Genomic DNA, 19,449 nt, shown 5'->3' on the forward strand with positions numbered 1-19,449 from the left:
ACTCCAACTTCATACCCTGCACATCACCGTTCGCAATAGGTCATCAAACTTTTTTCCGATATTCTCCCAAGCATATTCTTGGGACGGACTATTCGGCGTCAAAGCACCTTTCATTAATCCCATGAGAAATTCTTCAATGCCTTCAATGTCCAGCCCATCAAAGCGCTTCCCCATACTCGCCTGTTCAATCACACCTTCAATGTCACTACCTTGTGGAGCAATGACGAGAATTGGCGTCTCCAGCCCCATTGCCTCATAGACTTTTGCCGGGACCATCCCCTTGTCAGCTAAAGTGGCTTTCTCGGCTAATGACGTAATCACCACCGCCACCCCTGCACCTTTCACAGCCGAAAGTGCCTCTTGACGAGAAACCTTGCCATGAAGCACGACTTTATCTTTCACCCCCCACTGTTGAGCTTCTTCACGGACATACTGACAATCGTTACCGTAATAATGAAAAAACCATTCTGGAATACATCCCCCGAGCATATTGTTTTTCAACCGCTGCAATGCAGCCATCAGAGGAGAAATACTTCGCTTGGGAGGATAAAACGTGCCTGCATACACAATGGCAAAATGATCAAAACTATACGGATTTACATCAGCAAGACTTTCATGGTCATACCCGTTGGTGACAACATGCAATTTTCCACCCAACCTATATCGCTCCTTTAAGTCTAACCCCCAAGACGAAGAGACGATTGTGACTGCCCCGGCCCCTTGAAGTAATTGCGCCTCTTCTTGGATGGTAGATTCCCGTGTCCAGCCAACACCATGAAGATTATCAGTCCATAGATCTCGATAATCCATGACATAGGGACACCCTAATCTTTTGGAAATTCTTTGCGCCACACGAAATGCCGAAAATGGGGAGCCGGTTGCAAGGATCAGATCGACATCTTTTTTAGTGAGCGTTTGACAAGCTTGTTCAGCTGCATGCATCCACCCAATCCCATTATCAATACCAAATGTGCGAGCCAGAGTTCGGCACATACCGCCAAACACCCTTCCAACCCCTTGGCGTTGATATTGCTTTGACGAAGTCACCAAGCACTGCCATTGATGGGCCGTTAATATTTTTTTAATTCCTTCCTGTTCCAGTGCAAGTTGGGTTTTCTCGACATCCTCAAGATTGGCCCACATTTCGGGTTGAGGGGTAACCACGGTCACATCCCAACCCAACCGACTTAAGCATTTCGCGATATTCCATGTTCTTACGCATCCGATGACCTGCAAAGGCGGGAAAGGACGAGAAAGAAACAATAGCTTTGGCCTCCGAATACCAGAACACCCAAAAGGCTCACATCCATATGGATCAAAGGATTGTGGAATAATTATTGAAGGTTTCCCTTTAATATCATTGTGCATTCCAACATCCCTCAAAACCCAAATTTCTCTCTTCGGTCATTAACAAGGTTTTCCTGTTCTATTTTTGGGAAATACTCGGGGTTATCAATTTTCTACAATGGAAGTTTATTGATAGCACGCCAGGTTTCAAAACGGGGTTTTGGCATGGTCCACCCATATCATTCTGCGGGCCGTCCATTCTGTCTAAAACGGGAATACCCATGGTTGGTTGCTTTCTGTAAGTTTTGTTTCAAAACAAACCAAAATTTCTAATTAGGCTTGTTCAGGCCACATCCCTTATCAATTCTTTAAAGTAGGTTTCATATTTCATTCCTGTATTCTTCGAAAGAAATCGTTCCATCACCGAGGCATATCCATTTTGAGATATCGTATTTCTTAATTCTGGATTCTCCAATACACTCAATAAGGCCCTACCTAATTCAAAAGAATTATCAGGTTCCACTAAAACGCCATTATGCCCGTTTTCTATAATTTCGGGAACTCCTCCAACATTCGTGGCCACTACTGCTTTTTTACAGGCCATTGCCTCAATGATGACAATGCCAAATGGTTCGGACCGAGATGGTAAAACAAAAGCCTGGCATCCATGCAACAATTGGGCAACGTCTTTTCTTCCTTTGCTTCCTAAAAAAATTACCTGATCCTGCAATCCTAGCGAGACAACCAAATCTTTTAACTGTTCACTCAATGGACCTTCCCCAACGAGAAAGAGCTTTATAGGATCCACCGCGTCTGTGATATCCTTCCAGGCTCGGATTAAGACATCAAGGCCTTTCTTTTGATTGTGCGCTGCGATACACAATACATACGCTACTGCATGTTTTGCCCCTTGGGAAACCTCAAAATTCAATAATTCAAGCGAACACAACCCATTATGAATAAACCTCGTTTTTTCTTGAAGAAACGGAAAAAGTTTGACAACATCATTTTTAAATGCCTGGGATGGTGTGACGACTAAGTCTGCAGCCTTCAAAATAATTTTCAATCCAAGCGGATATGTCCTCCTTCGTTCACCTTTAGGAAAAAGATCAGCCCCATGAGCCGACACGACTAATCGCAAAGGTAACAACCATCGACAAATAGCAAAATAAAAAAATCCGCTAACCGGATAATGGATATTGATTATATTGACATCATGATCCTTTATTATCTTTATTAATTGAAACAGTCTTATGGGAAACAAAAAAATTAATATTAATTTTCTTAAAATGAAATTTTCATTTCCGACATTTCCACCGAGAGAGCCTCGGTATCCAAAAAATCCCAATTTTGTGGTCTGTGGTTTGAACCAAATTTCCTTCCCAGGGTGAAAGCAAAGAAGGTTGTGCCCTGATTTTTGAATTTCTGTTGCTAGATTGCGAACAACGGAAACCACGCCTCCAAACTCTTGGTCCCACGGAGCAACTATTAATACATTCATTTTCTTAGATTTCAATTATCCTATCCTTGCACATCTCTGCGAAATTACGACCAAATTTTTAATACACATTCAGCATGAGGTAAATTTTATTCTCACTGCCTTCGTATGTTGTTAATTTTTGACCCGGGGCCTCAAGGCAAAAATTAAATCTTCAATCATTCTTTTCTTTTTCTCTCTAATCCACATGAGCATAGGCACAATACACTTTATTTTCTGAGAACGGGTTAATGGCGATTTCCGAATTGACTTCAAATGCTCCACCAACAATTTCCACGAAGGAAAACAAATCTTATTTTTCTTTGAAGTATCGAACCACTTCAAGCGGGATTGAAGAGAGGGGTTCGCCTTGGTTGAACGATTGGAATGCTCTCTATGATAAAAAAGCGGTTCAGGCATTTTATGGAAGCGTCCACGAAGGGAAAGTTCTCCCAGCATCACTCGATCCGAACCTACATAGGATCCAAATGGGAGGGTGGACCATAGAACATCAGCACGCATGAGGCCAAAAATCTCAACAACAATTTGGTCCGCTACAATCAAATCCACAAACCGTCGACTCCATTGATACGATTCAACATCCAACTGATAATTATAGTCCTTGAGATATTTTCCCTCTTCATTGATGAATTTGGTCTTTGAAAAGGCGAGCACTACTGTAGGGTCACTATCTAAAACCGCCACAGCTTTTTCGATAAACGTTGGCGCCAAGACATCATCGTGTGCCATCCATTGAAAATATTCTCCAGAGGCCAACTCCACCACCCGATTAAAATTCCATGATGCGCCCATATTTTTTTCTGCGCGATAATACTTTACCCGATCATCCCGCGCTTCATATTTCCGACATATCTCTTCTGTTCTATCCGTTGAATGATTATCCGAAATTATGAGCTCAAAATCTTTATAGGTTTGCCCCAATATGGAATCAATCGCTTCCACCAAAAAGTTTTCCCCATTGTAAACGGGCAAACCAACACTGACTCTTGGAAATTTTTGGGTCATCACATTCCTCTTAGTTGTTTGTTTCTACGAAGCACTTACCATATTCATTCCATTAAAATGGGGCGATTTGGTAGCAATGCCTATTTTCCAATTTTTCCCATTTCTTCCATCAAAAACATACACCCATTCATCATGGAACCACACCGCATGACCTCGGTGAATGTTCTGCCCCTCCCATTCAGCACCAGACAGGGGAAAAGTAAAGCCTTCCGTAATCCAGCGGCCATCCATTCCTTCTGGGGATAGATGATTAATGGCAAACGTGCCAATCGCCTGTTGCCTATTCGGTTTTGTCACGCCCATAAAGAGAACCCATTGTTCATTTAATTTCAGTGAGGTTATTTCCACTATTTCTGTAACCCACTCCTCACCAGAAATATCAATTAGTGGCCTATCACCAATTTCCTGGCTATCGTTATCCCAATTCGTAGTAAAACCATTGGCCCATCTTCCACGAACCCATTGATCTTCACCCAGGCGGCTTCTACCCAACCCCACTTTTCTTAAAACCCTGGAATAGAGGGAATTATTTGGCTCTCCGTTGAAAAATTTTCGATTTCCCGTAATTCCCAATAAATACCAATTCCCCTGTTCCTCAAAAATTGAGAACTCCACCATATGGTCCCACCCATGATTCAAAGCGGTAAAGATCACCGATTCGTCGCTCCATTGACCAACCTTTCCTAGTGGACTCCATCGCGAGTAGATTGACCCATTTTGGTTATGGTTATAAAAAACATAAACTTTACCCTCGTGTATGAGCGCCTGGGGATGAGAAAAATGTATAGCGTTCACCGAAAGTTTATTGAAATTTTTCCAAGATTTTCCATCATAGCTTTCTGCCATCCAGATCTCACCCAACCCCTTATCACTTGGATAAGAGACAGATTCCAGCAAAAACGCCTCGAAAAACATGAAAAGGCGGTCACCAACCACTAATAAATAGGGATCAGCAAAAAAAGAATGATTGGGAGAAACATCACGTCCTACAATAACTGGATTTCCTTCATATCGCCTTAAATTTTCATGCCAGGTGGAAACTGGACCCGAAAACCCTGAGATCGAAGCAATCCCTTGGGAACTTCCAAAATTTTTCGTCGATGGATTTGGGAGTAGCGGAGAACTTAGATCCTTGGGTTGATAACGTGTTTCTTTTAAGAAATGGCTTGAGGATTTTCCATTATTTCTCTCTTCACTGATCTGTGAAGAAGAATTGTAATCCCCTTCGCACCCTAGCACAGAAAAAATCAGAACAATCAAAGCAATATTCGTATAAAGGCTTTTCCATTTCATACATAATCCCTTTAAATTTCACGCACATTTATTGTGAAATAATTCTTTCCCGTTCCCGCTGGTTAGCAACGATTGAAAGGCCGCCCCATCCTCCTTTTTGCCAATAGGCAATAAAAAATCCTCATCATCACTTCCACCTACCCATTGAGCGATAGCCTTCATGTCGGCAGCACTCACCCAGTCTTCTTTGGTCCTAATATTGACATGACCTTCCGCTAAATGCTTTTTGCTACTTTTGTGATACTCTAAGCTGACACTGCTTAACGGAAGGGACCTTAACATGAAAAATCCAAAAGCAAATCGTTGGGCTAACTCTTCCTGGAAAGGAGACAGAGGGTTAATTTCGTGGATTCGTGAGACTTTTTCTAAGTATTCTTCCCTGGTTTCTGAATCAATGGTAAATCCCCGGTGATCATAGGGCCCTGTTCCCGCCGTCAAAGTCGGAATCCCTCGACTTGCGGCCTCCATCCCCACACGACCTCGTACCGTCAAACAATAATCCATCACATCGAATAACGAAAATGTGCAAATGTCGCTATTCGCGGGAATCATCTTCACATGTGGAGGCAATGTTCCGATATGCTTACGAATGGCAATTTGCTCTCCCGGCTCCTCACTGAATCCCTCTCGAGCCGCCTTTCCAAGGTTGGCCGGATGGATTTTAATGACCCAATTCACCTGATCATTGGCACAGGCAGCTCGCACGGTTTCAATTAACCATTCCTCATAATTTTGGAACAACGCACCTTTCCAAAATAACCAAGCATCCCAGAAAATATGAGAAAAGATAAATGCGGTTTTCTTTTGGGGATCGAGACCCAGCCGACTTTTGATTTCATGGGGTTCAAGAAGGCGCTTATTAAATTGAGTCCCAGCGACGCTATACCAATCACCCCTGGCATAAGTCTGATGAAATTCCTGTTGAAGTTTTTCCTTCCAGTCCTCAGTCCATTCCATTTGCTGAAGAATGTTCCAGGATTTTTTGGATAAAGAATTGGTATGCATATCCCTATTTTCACGATTGAACCGTTTGAGCAACAACGTATTACTTTTATACCCAAGGGCCCAATCAATGACATCAATACCTTTCGCAAGACATTTATCCAACAATTCCCCTTTAGGAGAATATCCTTTATCCGTCATCACGACTAAATCCGGGGAGATCCGTTTGAGGATACTTTCTGCGGCCCTGGTACACGCCATGCTTCGTGCAATAGCTTCGGCCAAAAATTCACGATCTTGCGTATCATCCAAATGCAGCGCTCCCAATCGATTCCATCGAACGGCAGTACAGGATGCGAATCTTCCAACTCGTACGCCCTTATACTCATAGGTCAATAGCTGTTCTAATGAAGAATATTTATCAAGAACATCACGCCCTTCATCGATATTCAGTGACTGGACAAATTCCCCCCAGTCATAAATTTTTTTCACGCCAGCGAGCTTGTAATACTTGGGGAGCAACTGACTATTCGCTTTCACCAATACCAAGGGGATATACCCAGCGAGTTCGAGTGCCTTAATTAATTCCATTTCGATAAACACTTCCGGAACATGGACACTGCAAATCAAGGCCACTTTTTTCTTTCCAGTCCCCTTTGACAAATTATGCCCAAGAATAGATCCATAACGTTTTTTGAATTGCCGATACTGTGGTCGGTATGGACTTCTGATCCATTGAGCCTTATCCATCAATCCAGTCCCTCTCAAAATTAAGGAAAGGGCTTGTTTGCATTGATTGGTAATCGTATTCCTCATTACAAATATCTCCAGGTCTTTTTTAACAGTTACAGGGACACTTCCTAGGCGACCTTTTCACTGTTTCGGTGGTTTTTTTGGCTCCCAAATTCTTCTTTTCCTTGTTCCTTTAAGAGCATTTCCACGAGTTTTAAATCCAACTCTGAGTCAATATTCACAGACCGTTCCTCCGGCATAATATACGGGACAATTTTTTCGCCCCAAATGGAGTGTTGGTTCATAATGACATCTCGCTTCGTTAAATATAATGCCCCATTTCGCTTATACGCCGGAGGATTCAAATCCTGCCGTCGAGTCCCCTCTCGCTCTGGCAAACAATACGGAAGTAACTGATTATTCTCGATGCGCTTTATTAGAATCGGATGATCTGAAACTACAGGAACCACACTGATGACAGAATCACAGCGTTGTTGGCCTGCCAACGAGATAGCCGCTTGAATATCACTGGTGGTTCGAAGCGGAGATGTCGGCTGAAGCAACAGAACCCAATCGAGAGACACATTATCCCTGGACTCGATAAAACGAACTGCATGTTGTAAGAGCGGCAAAGTTGGGGCCCCGTCACTCGCCAATTCGGTCGGTCGAATAAACGGAACTTCCGCCCCAAAATCAGTGGCCACCCTCGCGATCTCGGGGTCTTCCGTACTGACAATTACCCGATGCACTAAATGCCCAAGAGGAAGCACCGCATTAATCGTATACCCGATCAGTGGCGTCCCCAACACAGGGCGAATATTCTTCCGCAGTACCCCTTTGGATCCGCCTCGGGCAGGGATGACCGCTAAAATTTTTTGCATGATGGTTTTTTCCTAGGTCAATAGCTAATACATTTTTCGATCCGCAAGGGCACTTCACTTAATAAATTGGCAATACGTGGGCCAGCCTTCCCATCTCCATAAAGGGTTTCACATTGATAACGACCATTATGAAGATGGCGCTGAATAGCATCCTGAATTAATTTCTTATCATAAATAACATCAATCACATTGGCCCCTCGGTCTCGCCGTTCTTGCCGAGTACCAATATTGACGACAGGAACTCCCAAAAACGACGCTTCTCGTATTCCAACGCTCGAGTTGCCCACCAGACATTTTGAACCCACAAGAAGCCGCAAAAAATCCTCCGGGGTTAAATTTTTGAAAAAATGAATAAATGGAATATGGTGTAATTCTCGAAACCGTCGAATGGATTTCGAAATTCTATCTGATCCAGCATCAACATTTGGCCAAAACCAAAAAGTGGGATAGCCAAGTGTGCGAATGGCTTCCAACGTTTCCTCAATTTGATGTTCCGAATTTTTATATTCAGTGGTCACCGGATGCTGCATGACTACCAAGTATCCTTTCTCCATATTAAAGGCTGACCCCACCCCACCATATTTGGCAAAAGGATTAAAACCATTTTGGCCTTGAGCCACGACCCGACTCGCTAAATCTATAGAGGGGCACCCAGTAATAAAAACGGTATCCGGATCCTCACCCATCCGAATGACTCGTTCGGCCGCCATTGTATTCGCGACACAGTGAACATTAGAAATTTTGGTGACGGCATGACGGACTTTTTCATCGATCGAACCCGTCACCTCTCCTCCCTGTACATGACAAACTGGAATATTGAGGTAAGAAGCTGCCAAAGCCGTGGCGATGGTCTCGTACCGGTCCGCAATGCTCACGACAATATCTGGTTTCAAGTTATCGAAAATAGTGGCCAACTCCACCATGCCGAGCCCCGTCGATTTTGCGGTAGTGACAAGATTTTCGCCCTCTACGACCATATACACCACCGCATTGGGTTCAAATCCATCCTTACGGATCACATCGATCACTGGGCCAAATCGCTCTAACAATGCTGAGGCACCAACGATTAATTGCAGCTCGAGTCTTGGATGATCACGGATACTTTCTAAAACAGTTTTTATTCTCGCGTAACTTGGGCGCGCAGTGATAACCACGCATACTTTTCTGACAGTAGCGTCTTTCATGAGACCTTCCGTTCCAGCACAAAAGAAAAACCTTTTGAGGATTGCCGCTGAGTGTGAATAAAGTGTGTGAGTTTTTTCGCCATAAATATTTCTGTCTTGGCCATCGACTCAAACGTGGCCCCTCCAATATGAGGTGTGATCAGTAGATTGTTATTGTTCCGAGCATAGGCCATTAGGGGTCTTCCTCGCCCTACCTGTTCCCGTCGTTCTTCTGCGATGACATCAAGAGCGGCTCCAGCTAAATGCCTGCTTTTAAGGGCCTCAATGAGAGCATCCTCTTGAATGATTTCCCCTCGTGATGTATTCACAATAAACGACCCAGCAGGCATGCAGGCCAATTCTTGTGATCCGATCATCCCACAGGTCTCCTGGTTTAACGGGACGTGGACCATGAGCACATCACTTTCCTGCAAGAAACTATTTAAGTCGTGAACTCTGCGGACACCCTCGACCCATTCAGCCGGATGAGGATCATAGGCCACGACATTCATGCCAAACACTTGAGCATACGAGGCCACCATGCTCCCAATTCTTCCCAAACCAAGGATTCCTATTCGACGATCACGTAAGTCGTGGCCTTTGAATACATCACGATTCCACACCCCGCTCTTCACAGAATTCGTGGCCGGAACCATGTTTCGGAGCAGCCCAATTAATAGGCCCCAACTCAGCTCAGCCGTGGCCGTCACGCTCCGTAAAAATTCTCGTTCCCCTTGTAAACTTAAAATGGTAATTCCCTTTTCCTCCGCATATTTCACATCGATATGATCAAGTCCAGTTGTAGCGGAAACAATTACCTGGAGCTGCTTCCCCGCATTAATGACCTCCCGGTCAATCTGATGTTTCAATCGAATAATTAACCCATGGAAATTGGGCAGGACCCTCAACAAGTCGGAGCGATTTAACTGGATCAGTTCTAACTCAGCTTCACTCTGAATTATTTTCTGAGCCCTCGCTGCATATCCTTCAGGCTCAATATTAAGGATCCGAAACGATTGATGGGTTCCAACATTAGTCATTGAAAGACAACTTGACAGAAATTTTTTCCTACATGGCCACCACTTGGGTAAAGGCAACTCCCAATGGGAGCACTCCACCAACTCAGTGGGACAGGTATTAATTTGAAAAGGACTGCAGAACTAGAGAAGATCTTCGTTGGAAAGAAAGGTGTTCGCGAGAACAGGTCGCTTCAGTTTTCGACCTGTGACTTCTCTCAAATGCGATGCCGGAATTCCTGTACCCGGTTTTTTTACCGCGAGGAATTCTGGCGTGAGAACGGCGCCAACAGGAAGACTTTTTCGGACGACAATGCTTTTTGTGAAAAGATTTCGTACCGTTTGCATCTCATGAAATATTTCATCTTTGTTCAAAGGATGATGAAGAGCTTGCTCAATAAACCTAACTCCATCTACTAATTGCTTTAACTCACTCGTTGTGATTGAAACAGGCACATCTGGCCCGAACATTTCTCGGCTAAAGGTCACATGCACTTCAACGACTTGGCTGCCAAGGGCAGCCGCCGCGAGACCAGCATAAACGGTTCCAGAATGATCAGATAACCCAACGGCACAGCCATAGCGCTCACGAAGCCAGGCAATCAGATTGAGCCCAAGTTTCTCGGGAGGACAGGGATAGGAAGAAGTACATTGAAGAATCGCCAATGGCACATGATGAGGTTGGACATACTTTACTGCCTTATCAATTTCCTCGATGGAACTCATTCCCGTGGAAAGAATGATTGGTAATTTCGTTTCTACTATTCGCTCCAACAACACCAAATTATTTGTTTCCCCAGAGGGTACTTTCCAGCCTGAGACCCCCACTCGGGTGAGCAACTCCACAGCCTCCAGAGAAAATGGGGAACTGAGAAACTTCAACCCCAACTCCTGCGCGTGATCTTTTAAGCCTTTCCACTGGACTTCGGTAAACTCCATCCTTTTCCAGTACTCAAACCTGGAAGCGTCCTGCCGACTAAATTTCACCCGCCAGGGCTCATCCGGCGTACTTTCGAATTCTGCCAGATGGGTCTGAAATTTTACGGCATCCACTCCGGCCTTTGCGACCGCATCAATATAGGCATGCGCAGTTCCCAAACTCCCATCATGAGCTTGGGCTATTTCCGCGATAACAAAGCAGGGAGCATTTCCCTTTGTTAATGTCGCACCCAGTGTATGTTCTTGTGGCTTCACGATTGACGAATCCTTTACCTAACGCATGGAATGGTCATGTTCCCTATGACCCAATTTGTTGATGTTCGGTCTTCAGGTTTTGGAGTGGCGTATGACTAGTGTGCTTCAATTCCCACGAGACTGGAGGGCAAAGTTGTCCAACCAAAGCCGCTGCCAGATCTTCGTACATTTCGTCACAGGGCTCTATGTCAAGCACTCTTGGATCTGACACATACCTGCCCCGTGAGCCGACTTCATTGGTTATCGCTTTAAAATGAAGATTATACGGTCCTGGCCTCAACCATAATGCAGGAATATAAATTTTCACCTGGTACTTTCCTGGAACCATTTCTTCCATTAGTTCTGTATGGTCAATGCGATGGTGTAATACAAAATTTCCCTCAGCATCTTTGATAATGCACCACAGTTTAGCCGAATCGATTTTTGTCCAAATATTTAGCGTGACACCAATTTCAAGTGGTTCCGAGGTTTTAATAGAAAGGCTGGAATTGTCCTTTAAGACAATATTGGAAAATACGATTTTTCCCATTTGGGGAGTCGTTTCCGTCTGTTTGAGGGCCCCATGATATTCCTTGATCGCGCCAAAGACTTCTCCATCATATTTCACACGCCCATGCTCAAGGAGAATGGCCCGATTACACAATGTCCGAATGGCACTCATGTTATGGCTCACAAACAGAACCGTTCGACCCTTTTTACTGACTTCATTCATTTTTCCCAAACATTTCTTTTGGAAATTGGCATCACCCACAGCCAACACTTCATCCACAAGCAAAATCTCAGGTTCCAAATGCGCCGCGACGGAAAATGCCAATCTCAGATACATTCCACTGGAATAATGTTTCACAGGGGTATCAATAAACTTCCCAACTTCCGCAAAGGCCACGATTTCGTCAAACTTTTGGTAAATTTCGCTTTTCCTCATTCCCAAAATTGCCCCATTCAGAAAAACATTTTCCCGTCCGGTTAATTCAGGATGAAACCCTGTTCCAACTTCCAAGAGTGAACCAATACGACCATTAATATCAGCATACCCCTCGGTTGGTTCCACAATTCGCGATAAAACTTTTAATAAGGTGCTCTTTCCGGCACCATTCGGCCCGATGATTCCGACAACCTCTCCTTTTTGTATACTAATATTGATATTTTCGAGGGCCCAAAACTCTTCATTTAATTCCGCAGCACCTGTAGATTTCCCACTAACAAGATCCCTCGCCCGCCGAAATGGCGCCACAACAGCTTCAGTGAGGGCTTCTCGAAAGGTCTGGTACCCTTTTTTCTTTGCCCCAATATGATATTTTTTTCCTAGGTCCTTGACTTGGATAGCAATGTTATTCATGTGGCCGCCTATCGGTAGATGTACTGTTCAAATCAACATTTCTCATTCGGTTGGCATGTTCCAATTGTTCCAAGCTCTGTTTATGTCTACTTACTCATTTTAAAATTGTAAAAGATACGCCCCAAAGCCAGATCTCATGCAATATCATACAGAAGAAGAACACGTCCCTATCAAAAAACCCAATTATTGAAGTAATGTCGCGGAGAAGTTGCGCTATGAACGATTCAAGAACCAGTATTTAAATGGGAATCAGTTCGGCTCGAACATTCATCTCATCAAGTTGGGTTTGAATCTCTTCAACATAAATAGGATTCATCACGACTACGATATCTGGACGATACCCTTCCAGAAAGGCGGGGGATACGATTTTCTGACCAGTGCCAGCCAAAAATTTTCCATGTTTATAGGGATTAATATCCACCACATATTCTATTTCGCGGTGAATTCCCAAAGTCGTAAGAAAGGCCACCCCCTTTGATCCCGACCCCCATAGGGCAACCCGCTTTTCTTCCTTTTTCCATTGCTCTAGCTTTTCACTCCAATTTGCAAGTTTTTGCGAAATACCACCTTTAAAGGCTTCAACTAACTGGGTAAGGTTTCCCAAATTCGGTTGTACGATCGAAGGTTCGGTTTTTCCAACTGGCACGGGACGTGCTTCAATCATTAAATACTGGCCATCATATTCTTTGGCCGTATCCAATACCTCAAATCCATTCTTTAGAAAGACCGACTCTAAAGAGGCAAGAGAAAAGTACGAGCAATGTTCATAGTAGACATCCCAAAAGGCTTGCTCCTCTAGGATTCGCTCAACATCGGGGACTTGGAATAATACGATCGTCTCAAATCTTTCTCCTATGGCTCTTCGAACCATACCGATAAAATCAGAAGTGGGTTGAATATGCTCCAATGTCATTTTGCAGCAGACAAAATCAGCGGAATAGGACGTATACGCTTCAGAGTAAAAATCTCGAATAAAGTTAACTTGATTGGCAGAAGGTGCGGTATTCCGTTCTGGAATATAGCTTGGGTCAAACCCCACGCCTCGATTGCCCCCGAGGTCACACAACATGGTGATGAATTCGCCTTTTCCGCACCCGATCTCAATGACATCCTTGTTTTTGAGGTTATATTTTTTAATTAGTCTTTCTGCCATCTGTTTGTGAAACTTATTGAAGGTGGGAGAAAAACTTTGAGTCTCTTCATAGTTGGAAGAATATTCATGGTGCCGAGGATCAAATGATCCATTTTGTATAAAACCGCAGGCAGGACAAAACTCTAGGCTGATTTCCCCCGTGGGGTAACACAGCGCCGCTTCCCGCGTCGGCATTAACAGACAGCTATGCACAGGAACATTTTTTATCGAATACAATTCCGCAAGCCCCGTGGAATGACAATTATGACAACGATTCGATTCATGCATGAAAAAACCAACGCCTCCTTATATTTTTCCCATGTGCATATAGTAAAACCCGCGACCAAGTTTTTGACGTCCCATCCGCCTGTGAGGCTACAACACCCCAACCTGAGGAATCGGAACGATAAATTTTCCACCCTTACTGCGATACACTTCTTGTTGCTTCACGATTTCATCTTTAAAGTTCCAAGGAAGAATTAATACATAATCCGGCATTTCCTCCACCAATGTGACTGGGGGAAGGATGGGCAAATGATTTCCGCCCATAAACCGTCCTTGTTTGTAGGGATTTAAATCTACGACATACTCCACATGAGTTTTATCAATACCGCAATAACTCATTAATGTCGTTCCCTTGGCTGCAGCTCCGTATGCGGCCACTTTCTTGCCATTTTTCTTGAGTTCACCCAACAATTCCATCAAGGAGGTTTTAATCTTTTGAACATTTTCGGCAAAGTTCTGATAATAGGCCATCCGATGCATCCCGCGGGATTTTTCTTCGAGAAGCATTCCCTTCACGTTTTCGGTTTGAGCTTCTTGCTTTTCCACAAACAACCGGAGGGACCCTCCATGAATGGCCAGTCGCTTAACATCATTGAGGTATAACGAATGCCTTCGAAATAATCTGTCTAACGCGGTCATCGTGAAGTAACACAGGTGTTGATGATAGATAGTGTCAAATTCACAGTGATCAATCAGATCTCCTAAATACGGCACTTCGATGACCGCCACGCCATCTTCCTTCAACAACATCCCGATCCCACTGACAAACCCATTCAAATCTGGCACATGGGCCAGCACATTATTCGCGAGAATCACATCAGCCTGCTGTTTTTCTCCGTGTAATTGAGTCGCAAGTTCTTTACTGAAAAATGCATGACGAGTTTGCACACCAGACTTTCTGGCGACTTCCACTGGTCCCTTGGCCGGATCAATTCCAAGAACGGGAATCTTCTCATCAAGGAAATTTTTCAACATGTACCCATCGTTACTCGCCAGTTCAATCACCAAACTATTTTCATTTAATTTTCTCGACGAAATAATGGCCTTAGCACTCTCGGCAAAATGTTGGAGCAACGACTGTGAAACCGAGGAGAAATACGGGTAGTCTCCTCCAAATAGAATTTCAGGGGGAACAGATACTGTAATTTGCACCAAGGTACAAAAGGAACAGAAGACGAGGTCCAAGGGCGCGGTATATTCCAATTCCAAAAGTTGATCCTTGGTAAGAAGACCATCAGCTAATGGGGTCGTCCCCAATGACAAAATAAGTTCTAGCTTAGTATGTCCGCATGATCTGCATTTTAATCGTTCCATGCTCATGCACAGGCCCTTTCCTGATGATCCGATATGGCCTGAACCTTGTTCCATCGAAGTGTTCGGTCAAGCCGTCCCGATTCAATTAAATCTTTGATGTGGTCAATACGCTTGTAGCGAATCCCCTCAAACTCCTCGAGTCGTAATCCGGTTTCTTTGTAGGCATCATATAATTCCTTTGCCCCTTTGGCAGCGGTCCATTGAGGAGCAAATTCGGCCACCATCCCTAGAATTTTTTGGCAATCCACCCGATAGCATCGTTTATCCGGACCCGCATCTTTGGCATATTCAATATGGCACCCAGGCACGGTGGCTTTCACCATATCCGCTAGCTCTCGCACACGATAATTTTCCTTTGTATCTCCAACATTAAAGGCTTGGTTGTGAACAGATTCCCGAGGGGCATGCAACACCGCGATAAAGGCCTGGGCGACATCCTCGACATGAACAATTGGTCGCCAAGGGCTTCCATCACTTTTGATAAATACCCGGCCGCTGGTAAAGGCCCAGGCCACCAAATTGTTTAAGACGAGATCAAAGCGAAGACGCGGGGATACTCCATATACAGTAGCATTCCGAAGGAAGACCGGACTAAACGTTGGACCGGCCATCGGCGAAACATCTTGCTCCACCATCACCTTGGAGCGTCCATACGGAGTCACGGGATTAAAGGCTGAATTTTCGGTTAACAGGTCCTCCCCTCCAGCCCCGTAATTACTACACGACGAGGAGAAGATGAACCGCGACACACCCGCTTCCTTGGCCAATTTGGCCAACTTCACGGAAGCTTGGTAATTGATGGCATACGTGAGGTTGGGGTCAAGATCTCCCAGAGGATCATTGGAAAGGCCAGCGAGGTGAATGATAGCATCTACACCTTTGACGTCTTCTGATGTCACATCACGGATATCTTTCTTAATCCATGGAATTTCCTGAACTTCGGTCCCAAACGTACAATCCGCAAACAAATCACTGTCTAGCCCCTTCACGTCATAGCCAAGAGCCACAAGTTTAGGAACCAACACCGTCCCGATATAGCCCTTATGCCCAGTCACTAACACTTTCATGTTCTACCTCCACACCTTCCATGGGGCCTGTTGTTTTTTCCAAAGACCGTCTAAATACCTTTTGTCCCGCAACGTATCCATACATTGCCAAAAATCGTGGTGCCGATAGGCCATGAGTTGATGTTCTTTCGCCAAACGTTCCAGAGGTTCTTTTTCCCACTGGGTATCATCGCCTTCAATATAATCAAACACCTCGGGTTCAAGCACAAAATACGCCCCGTTAATCCACCCCTCCCCAAGCTGGGGCTTCTCTGAAAACTCCAATACCTGGTCTCCATCAAGTTCAAGTTTTCCAAACCGCGCTGGAGGACGCACCGCAGTAACTGTGGCCAATCGCCCATGGGACTTGTGGAATTTCAGCAACTGATGAAGATCAACCGTTCCTACCCCATCACCCCAAGTCAGCATGAACGTTTCATTTTCCATAAAAGGTTTCAGTTGTTTAATACGACCTCCGGTGTTCGTCTGTTGACCGGTATCGACTAAATCAATTGTCCAATCTTCCTTCTCCCCTTCATGCATCTTGACGGACCCATTGTGTAAATTGACGGTTAGATTACAGGCCAAAGGTGAGTAATCAATCATATAGCGCTTAATACAGTCCCCTTTGTAACCAAGAGCCACGACAAAGTCGTTGAACCCAAAATGTGAATAATATTTCATGATGTGCCAAAGAATGGGCCGTCCTCCGATTTCGACCATCGGCTTGGGTCTGGCCTCGGTTTCTTCCATTAAACGAGTACCAGTCCCTCCAGCAAGAATGCCAACTTTCATAATTTACTCTCCATGGTATCGAACTAAATAAACGTCTGGTTTTCAATCACTTTGCTTAATCAGCTTTGACTAAAATACATGGCCCTTTTGCCATAACCTGAATGATATGGCCTAAACCACATCGGCAAATGTTCTTTCCATTCGCCGAAAATAAAAGGCACCACCAACCAAGATTATAAGAGCCGCCATAAACGATGCGGCAATCATCGGCCCTGGAGCCGTATTGGTTCCCAATAGAGCCCATCGAAATCCTTCAACCACACCAACCATTGGATTGAGGGCATATAGAGTTCGCCATGGCTCCGAGAGAAGACTACTGGGATACGCAATCGGCGTGGCGAACAACCAAAATTGGGTAATAAATGGAACGGTATAACGAATATCCCTGAATTGAACATTCATAGCCGAAAACCAGAGTCCGACTCCCAATGAAGTCATGAACGCCAAAATTAAAAGAAACGGGAGCCAGATGATATTGGCGGTGGGAATAATCCCATAAAATAGCACCATTCCCACGAGAACTAGAAAGGCGAGAGTAAAATCTATGACGCCGGACACTACACTAGAAATTGGGATCACTAATCTAGGGAAATATATTTTTTTGATTAAATTCGAACTCCCAATCAAACTGTTTGAAGATTGCACTAAGCCATTGGCAAAAAATGTCCATGGCACTAATGCCGCATAGGCAAAAATAGGATAAGGGATTCCGTCTGAAGGCATTTTGGCCAATTTGCCAAAAAATAAGCTGAAGACCACCATGGTAAAAAATGGTTGGATAATAGCCCAGGAGGCACCCAACACAGTTTGCTTGTAACGTACTTTGATATCTCGCCAGGTTAAAAAATAGAGCAACTCTCTATATTCCCACAGCTCCCCAAGTCGGAGATTCACCCAGCCTTTTGATGGCTGGATTCGAAATGCTTCAGGAGAACTCAACTCCCCTGAAGGTACCACTGGCATTAATGTTTCTGTGCCTTGTTGATTCATATAATTTCCATGTTCAGATTTTTCCGTTTAGGAAGCTAGTAAAATGAGGGCCAAATGATTCACAACTTCTTGGACGAAATTTACAGATCACCGATCCCTACCCACAATACGACAACATCCGTACTCGTTCTTATCAAAATTACTTCCAAGCGATCTTGCCAAAAAGCACCCTTGAAGAAAGTCAGAAATTTTTGGATCATCAAAAAAGTTCAAACGGCAAAATCGTTCGAAACAGCTAACCCTTCAAATCAAAAATTAATAGGACGGTTTCCTACTTTCCTGATGCACTCCCCCCCCTGTCGTCACAGTCAAATTCTTTTGTCGGATTCCTCCTCACAGCATTCGAAGAAGCCGGCATACTGTTGGTAGGGACAGGGCTTGAAACGCACCTACCCAAAAGTGAATTTTCAATTGTTTTAGATTCTGGGGTAGATTAACGTGAATGAATCAGAGAGAAAGGAAAAACACGGAATTTAAGAAATGAGAAAAACACGGGCTGCCGCCATTTACAGACATTGTCTGATCAAAATTAACGGAACAACCAATAGCTTCTTGCAACAATTTCCTGCATCCTGCAGCTTTCTTTTTGTGAAAGTATTTTTGTAAGAAAATTAAAAAAAACAGCTATTCTTGATAATATTTTCAGGTCTAACTATCTATAAAATAAAGGATATACCAGGTACTGAGGAGCCACAATTAGGACTTCCCCTTAGCCCTAAAGAGGGGGTGAACCCGAGTTGTGTCAAGAAGATTTTTCCATCAGGTTTTTTACAAGGCTTCTTGTTTTTAAGTTATTCATAAAGAACCCTTATTTTCTCAAAAAAACCAAAACCAGGACTATTTTGTTTTTAATACTCACACCTCCTTCAAGCATTCGACGTGACATCCAACCCAAATAACTTCAATAAGGAAGTGGGGTCAGCCCTAGATCCTAAATAATGATCCACGTTGCGACGTAAGTTGGGTTAAGCAAGAATTCCTCTTCCTGCTGACTGAAGACACTAAATATTAGCCACATGTGTTATTAAATCACGCTCCACAATAAGTCGGGCATTATAGGACACGCTTTTCAATAAGAGGGCCACGCGTTGAGTTCCGGTCAATTCCCTTTCAAACACTGCTAATAATCCTTTAAATGGGCCCTCTTGAATCTGAACGGTTTCCCCAGGACTAAAGGAGTAAGAGTCCAAGCTCACGAATCCATCCTCCATTCTGGATCGAATTCCTTGAATGATGGAATCATCAACTTTGGCGGGGGTTGATCCAAACATGACCACATCCGCTACCCCATGAGCATATGTAACCTTGCGATAATCCCGACCCAAATCAAATTTTGAAAATAAGTAGCCTGGAAATAGCGGGGCTATGACCGTTTGTTTTTTTCCACGGCGGGCCTTGGTCTGTTTAATCTGTGGACAAAAAGATTCGATATCCCAACGGTGAAGATTCGCTTCCGCTAGGAATTCCTGACGAATTTTGCTCCGTATGAGATACCAATCCACCAATTACTCCTCAGTCGAAATTTTTTCATTGTGTT

The 19,449-nt window shown here is 44.1% G+C and carries 16 protein-coding genes; all 16 read right to left on the reverse strand.

Annotated elements, in window-relative coordinates; genetic code table 11:
- Positions 1–9 precede the first annotated feature (9 nt).
- On the reverse strand, positions 10–1,368 hold the full coding sequence (locus tag PPG34_RS04345) for a glycosyltransferase (protein WP_313831916.1): 1,359 nt from the start codon (positions 1,366–1,368) through the stop codon (positions 10–12).
- A gap of 262 nt (positions 1,369–1,630) precedes the next feature.
- Positions 1,631–2,788, reverse strand: a complete 1,158-nt coding sequence (locus PPG34_RS04350) for a glycosyltransferase family 4 protein (protein ID WP_313834268.1) — start codon at positions 2,786–2,788, stop codon at positions 1,631–1,633.
- A gap of 111 nt (positions 2,789–2,899) precedes the next feature.
- Entirely contained in the window at positions 2,900–3,790 is an 891-nt protein-coding gene (locus PPG34_RS04355; protein ID WP_313831917.1) for a glycosyltransferase family 2 protein, read from the reverse strand.
- 24 nt (positions 3,791–3,814) lie between these two features.
- A complete protein-coding gene (locus tag PPG34_RS04360) occupies positions 3,815–5,083 on the reverse strand; it encodes a glucosamine inositolphosphorylceramide transferase family protein (protein ID WP_313831918.1) in 1,269 nt (422 codons plus the stop codon).
- An 18-nt stretch (positions 5,084–5,101) separates the two neighbouring features.
- Positions 5,102–6,841, reverse strand: a complete 1,740-nt coding sequence (locus PPG34_RS04365; protein WP_313831919.1) for a hypothetical protein — start codon at positions 6,839–6,841, stop codon at positions 5,102–5,104.
- A 44-nt stretch (positions 6,842–6,885) separates the two neighbouring features.
- Positions 6,886–7,638, reverse strand: coding sequence for an acylneuraminate cytidylyltransferase family protein (locus PPG34_RS04370; RefSeq protein ID WP_313831920.1), 753 nt, complete (start codon positions 7,636–7,638; stop codon positions 6,886–6,888).
- A 17-nt stretch (positions 7,639–7,655) separates the two neighbouring features.
- Complete coding sequence (gene neuC / locus PPG34_RS04375; protein WP_313831921.1) at positions 7,656–8,822, reverse strand: UDP-N-acetylglucosamine 2-epimerase; 1,167 nt, start codon at positions 8,820–8,822, stop codon at positions 7,656–7,658.
- Positions 8,819–9,841, reverse strand: coding sequence for an NAD(P)-dependent oxidoreductase (locus tag PPG34_RS04380; RefSeq protein ID WP_313831922.1), 1,023 nt, complete (start codon positions 9,839–9,841; stop codon positions 8,819–8,821). The genes neuC and PPG34_RS04380 overlap by 4 nt, the downstream gene beginning before the upstream one ends.
- 120 nt (positions 9,842–9,961) lie before the next feature.
- Complete coding sequence (locus PPG34_RS04385) at positions 9,962–11,011, reverse strand: N-acetylneuraminate synthase family protein (RefSeq protein ID WP_313831923.1); 1,050 nt, start codon at positions 11,009–11,011, stop codon at positions 9,962–9,964.
- Positions 11,012–11,054: 43 nt separating this feature from the next.
- Positions 11,055–12,350 carry an ABC transporter ATP-binding protein gene (locus PPG34_RS04390; protein ID WP_313831924.1) on the reverse strand — a complete coding sequence of 432 codons (1,296 nt, stop codon included), beginning with the start codon at positions 12,348–12,350 and terminating at the stop codon, positions 11,055–11,057.
- Between the two features lie 238 nt (positions 12,351–12,588).
- On the reverse strand, positions 12,589–13,770 hold the full coding sequence (locus PPG34_RS04395) for a class I SAM-dependent methyltransferase (RefSeq protein WP_313831925.1): 1,182 nt from the start codon (positions 13,768–13,770) through the stop codon (positions 12,589–12,591).
- An 87-nt stretch (positions 13,771–13,857) separates the two neighbouring features.
- Positions 13,858–15,087 carry a methyltransferase domain-containing protein gene (locus PPG34_RS04400; RefSeq protein WP_313831926.1) on the reverse strand — a complete coding sequence of 410 codons (1,230 nt, stop codon included), beginning with the start codon at positions 15,085–15,087 and terminating at the stop codon, positions 13,858–13,860.
- Complete coding sequence (locus PPG34_RS04405; RefSeq protein WP_313831927.1) at positions 15,084–16,148, reverse strand: NAD-dependent epimerase/dehydratase family protein; 1,065 nt, start codon at positions 16,146–16,148, stop codon at positions 15,084–15,086. The genes PPG34_RS04400 and PPG34_RS04405 overlap by 4 nt, the downstream gene beginning before the upstream one ends.
- 3 nt (positions 16,149–16,151) lie before the next feature.
- Positions 16,152–16,922 (reverse strand): glucose-1-phosphate cytidylyltransferase, encoded by a 771-nt coding sequence (gene rfbF / locus PPG34_RS04410; RefSeq protein ID WP_313831928.1) that lies wholly within the window; start codon positions 16,920–16,922, stop codon positions 16,152–16,154.
- Positions 16,923–17,033: 111 nt separating this feature from the next.
- On the reverse strand, positions 17,034–17,912 hold the full coding sequence (locus PPG34_RS04415) for an ABC transporter permease (RefSeq protein WP_313831929.1): 879 nt from the start codon (positions 17,910–17,912) through the stop codon (positions 17,034–17,036).
- Positions 17,913–18,913: 1,001 nt separating this feature from the next.
- The gene (locus PPG34_RS04420; protein WP_313831930.1) at positions 18,914–19,414 is read right to left on the reverse strand and encodes a transcription termination/antitermination NusG family protein; all 501 of its coding nucleotides are present in this window, start codon (positions 19,412–19,414) and stop codon (positions 18,914–18,916) included.
- Positions 19,415–19,449: the final 35 nt, after the last annotated feature.

The sequence above is a fragment of the Candidatus Nitronereus thalassa genome, from assembly GCF_032191465.1.
Classification (GTDB): domain Bacteria; phylum Nitrospirota; class Nitrospiria; order Nitrospirales; family UBA8639; genus Nitronereus; species Nitronereus thalassa.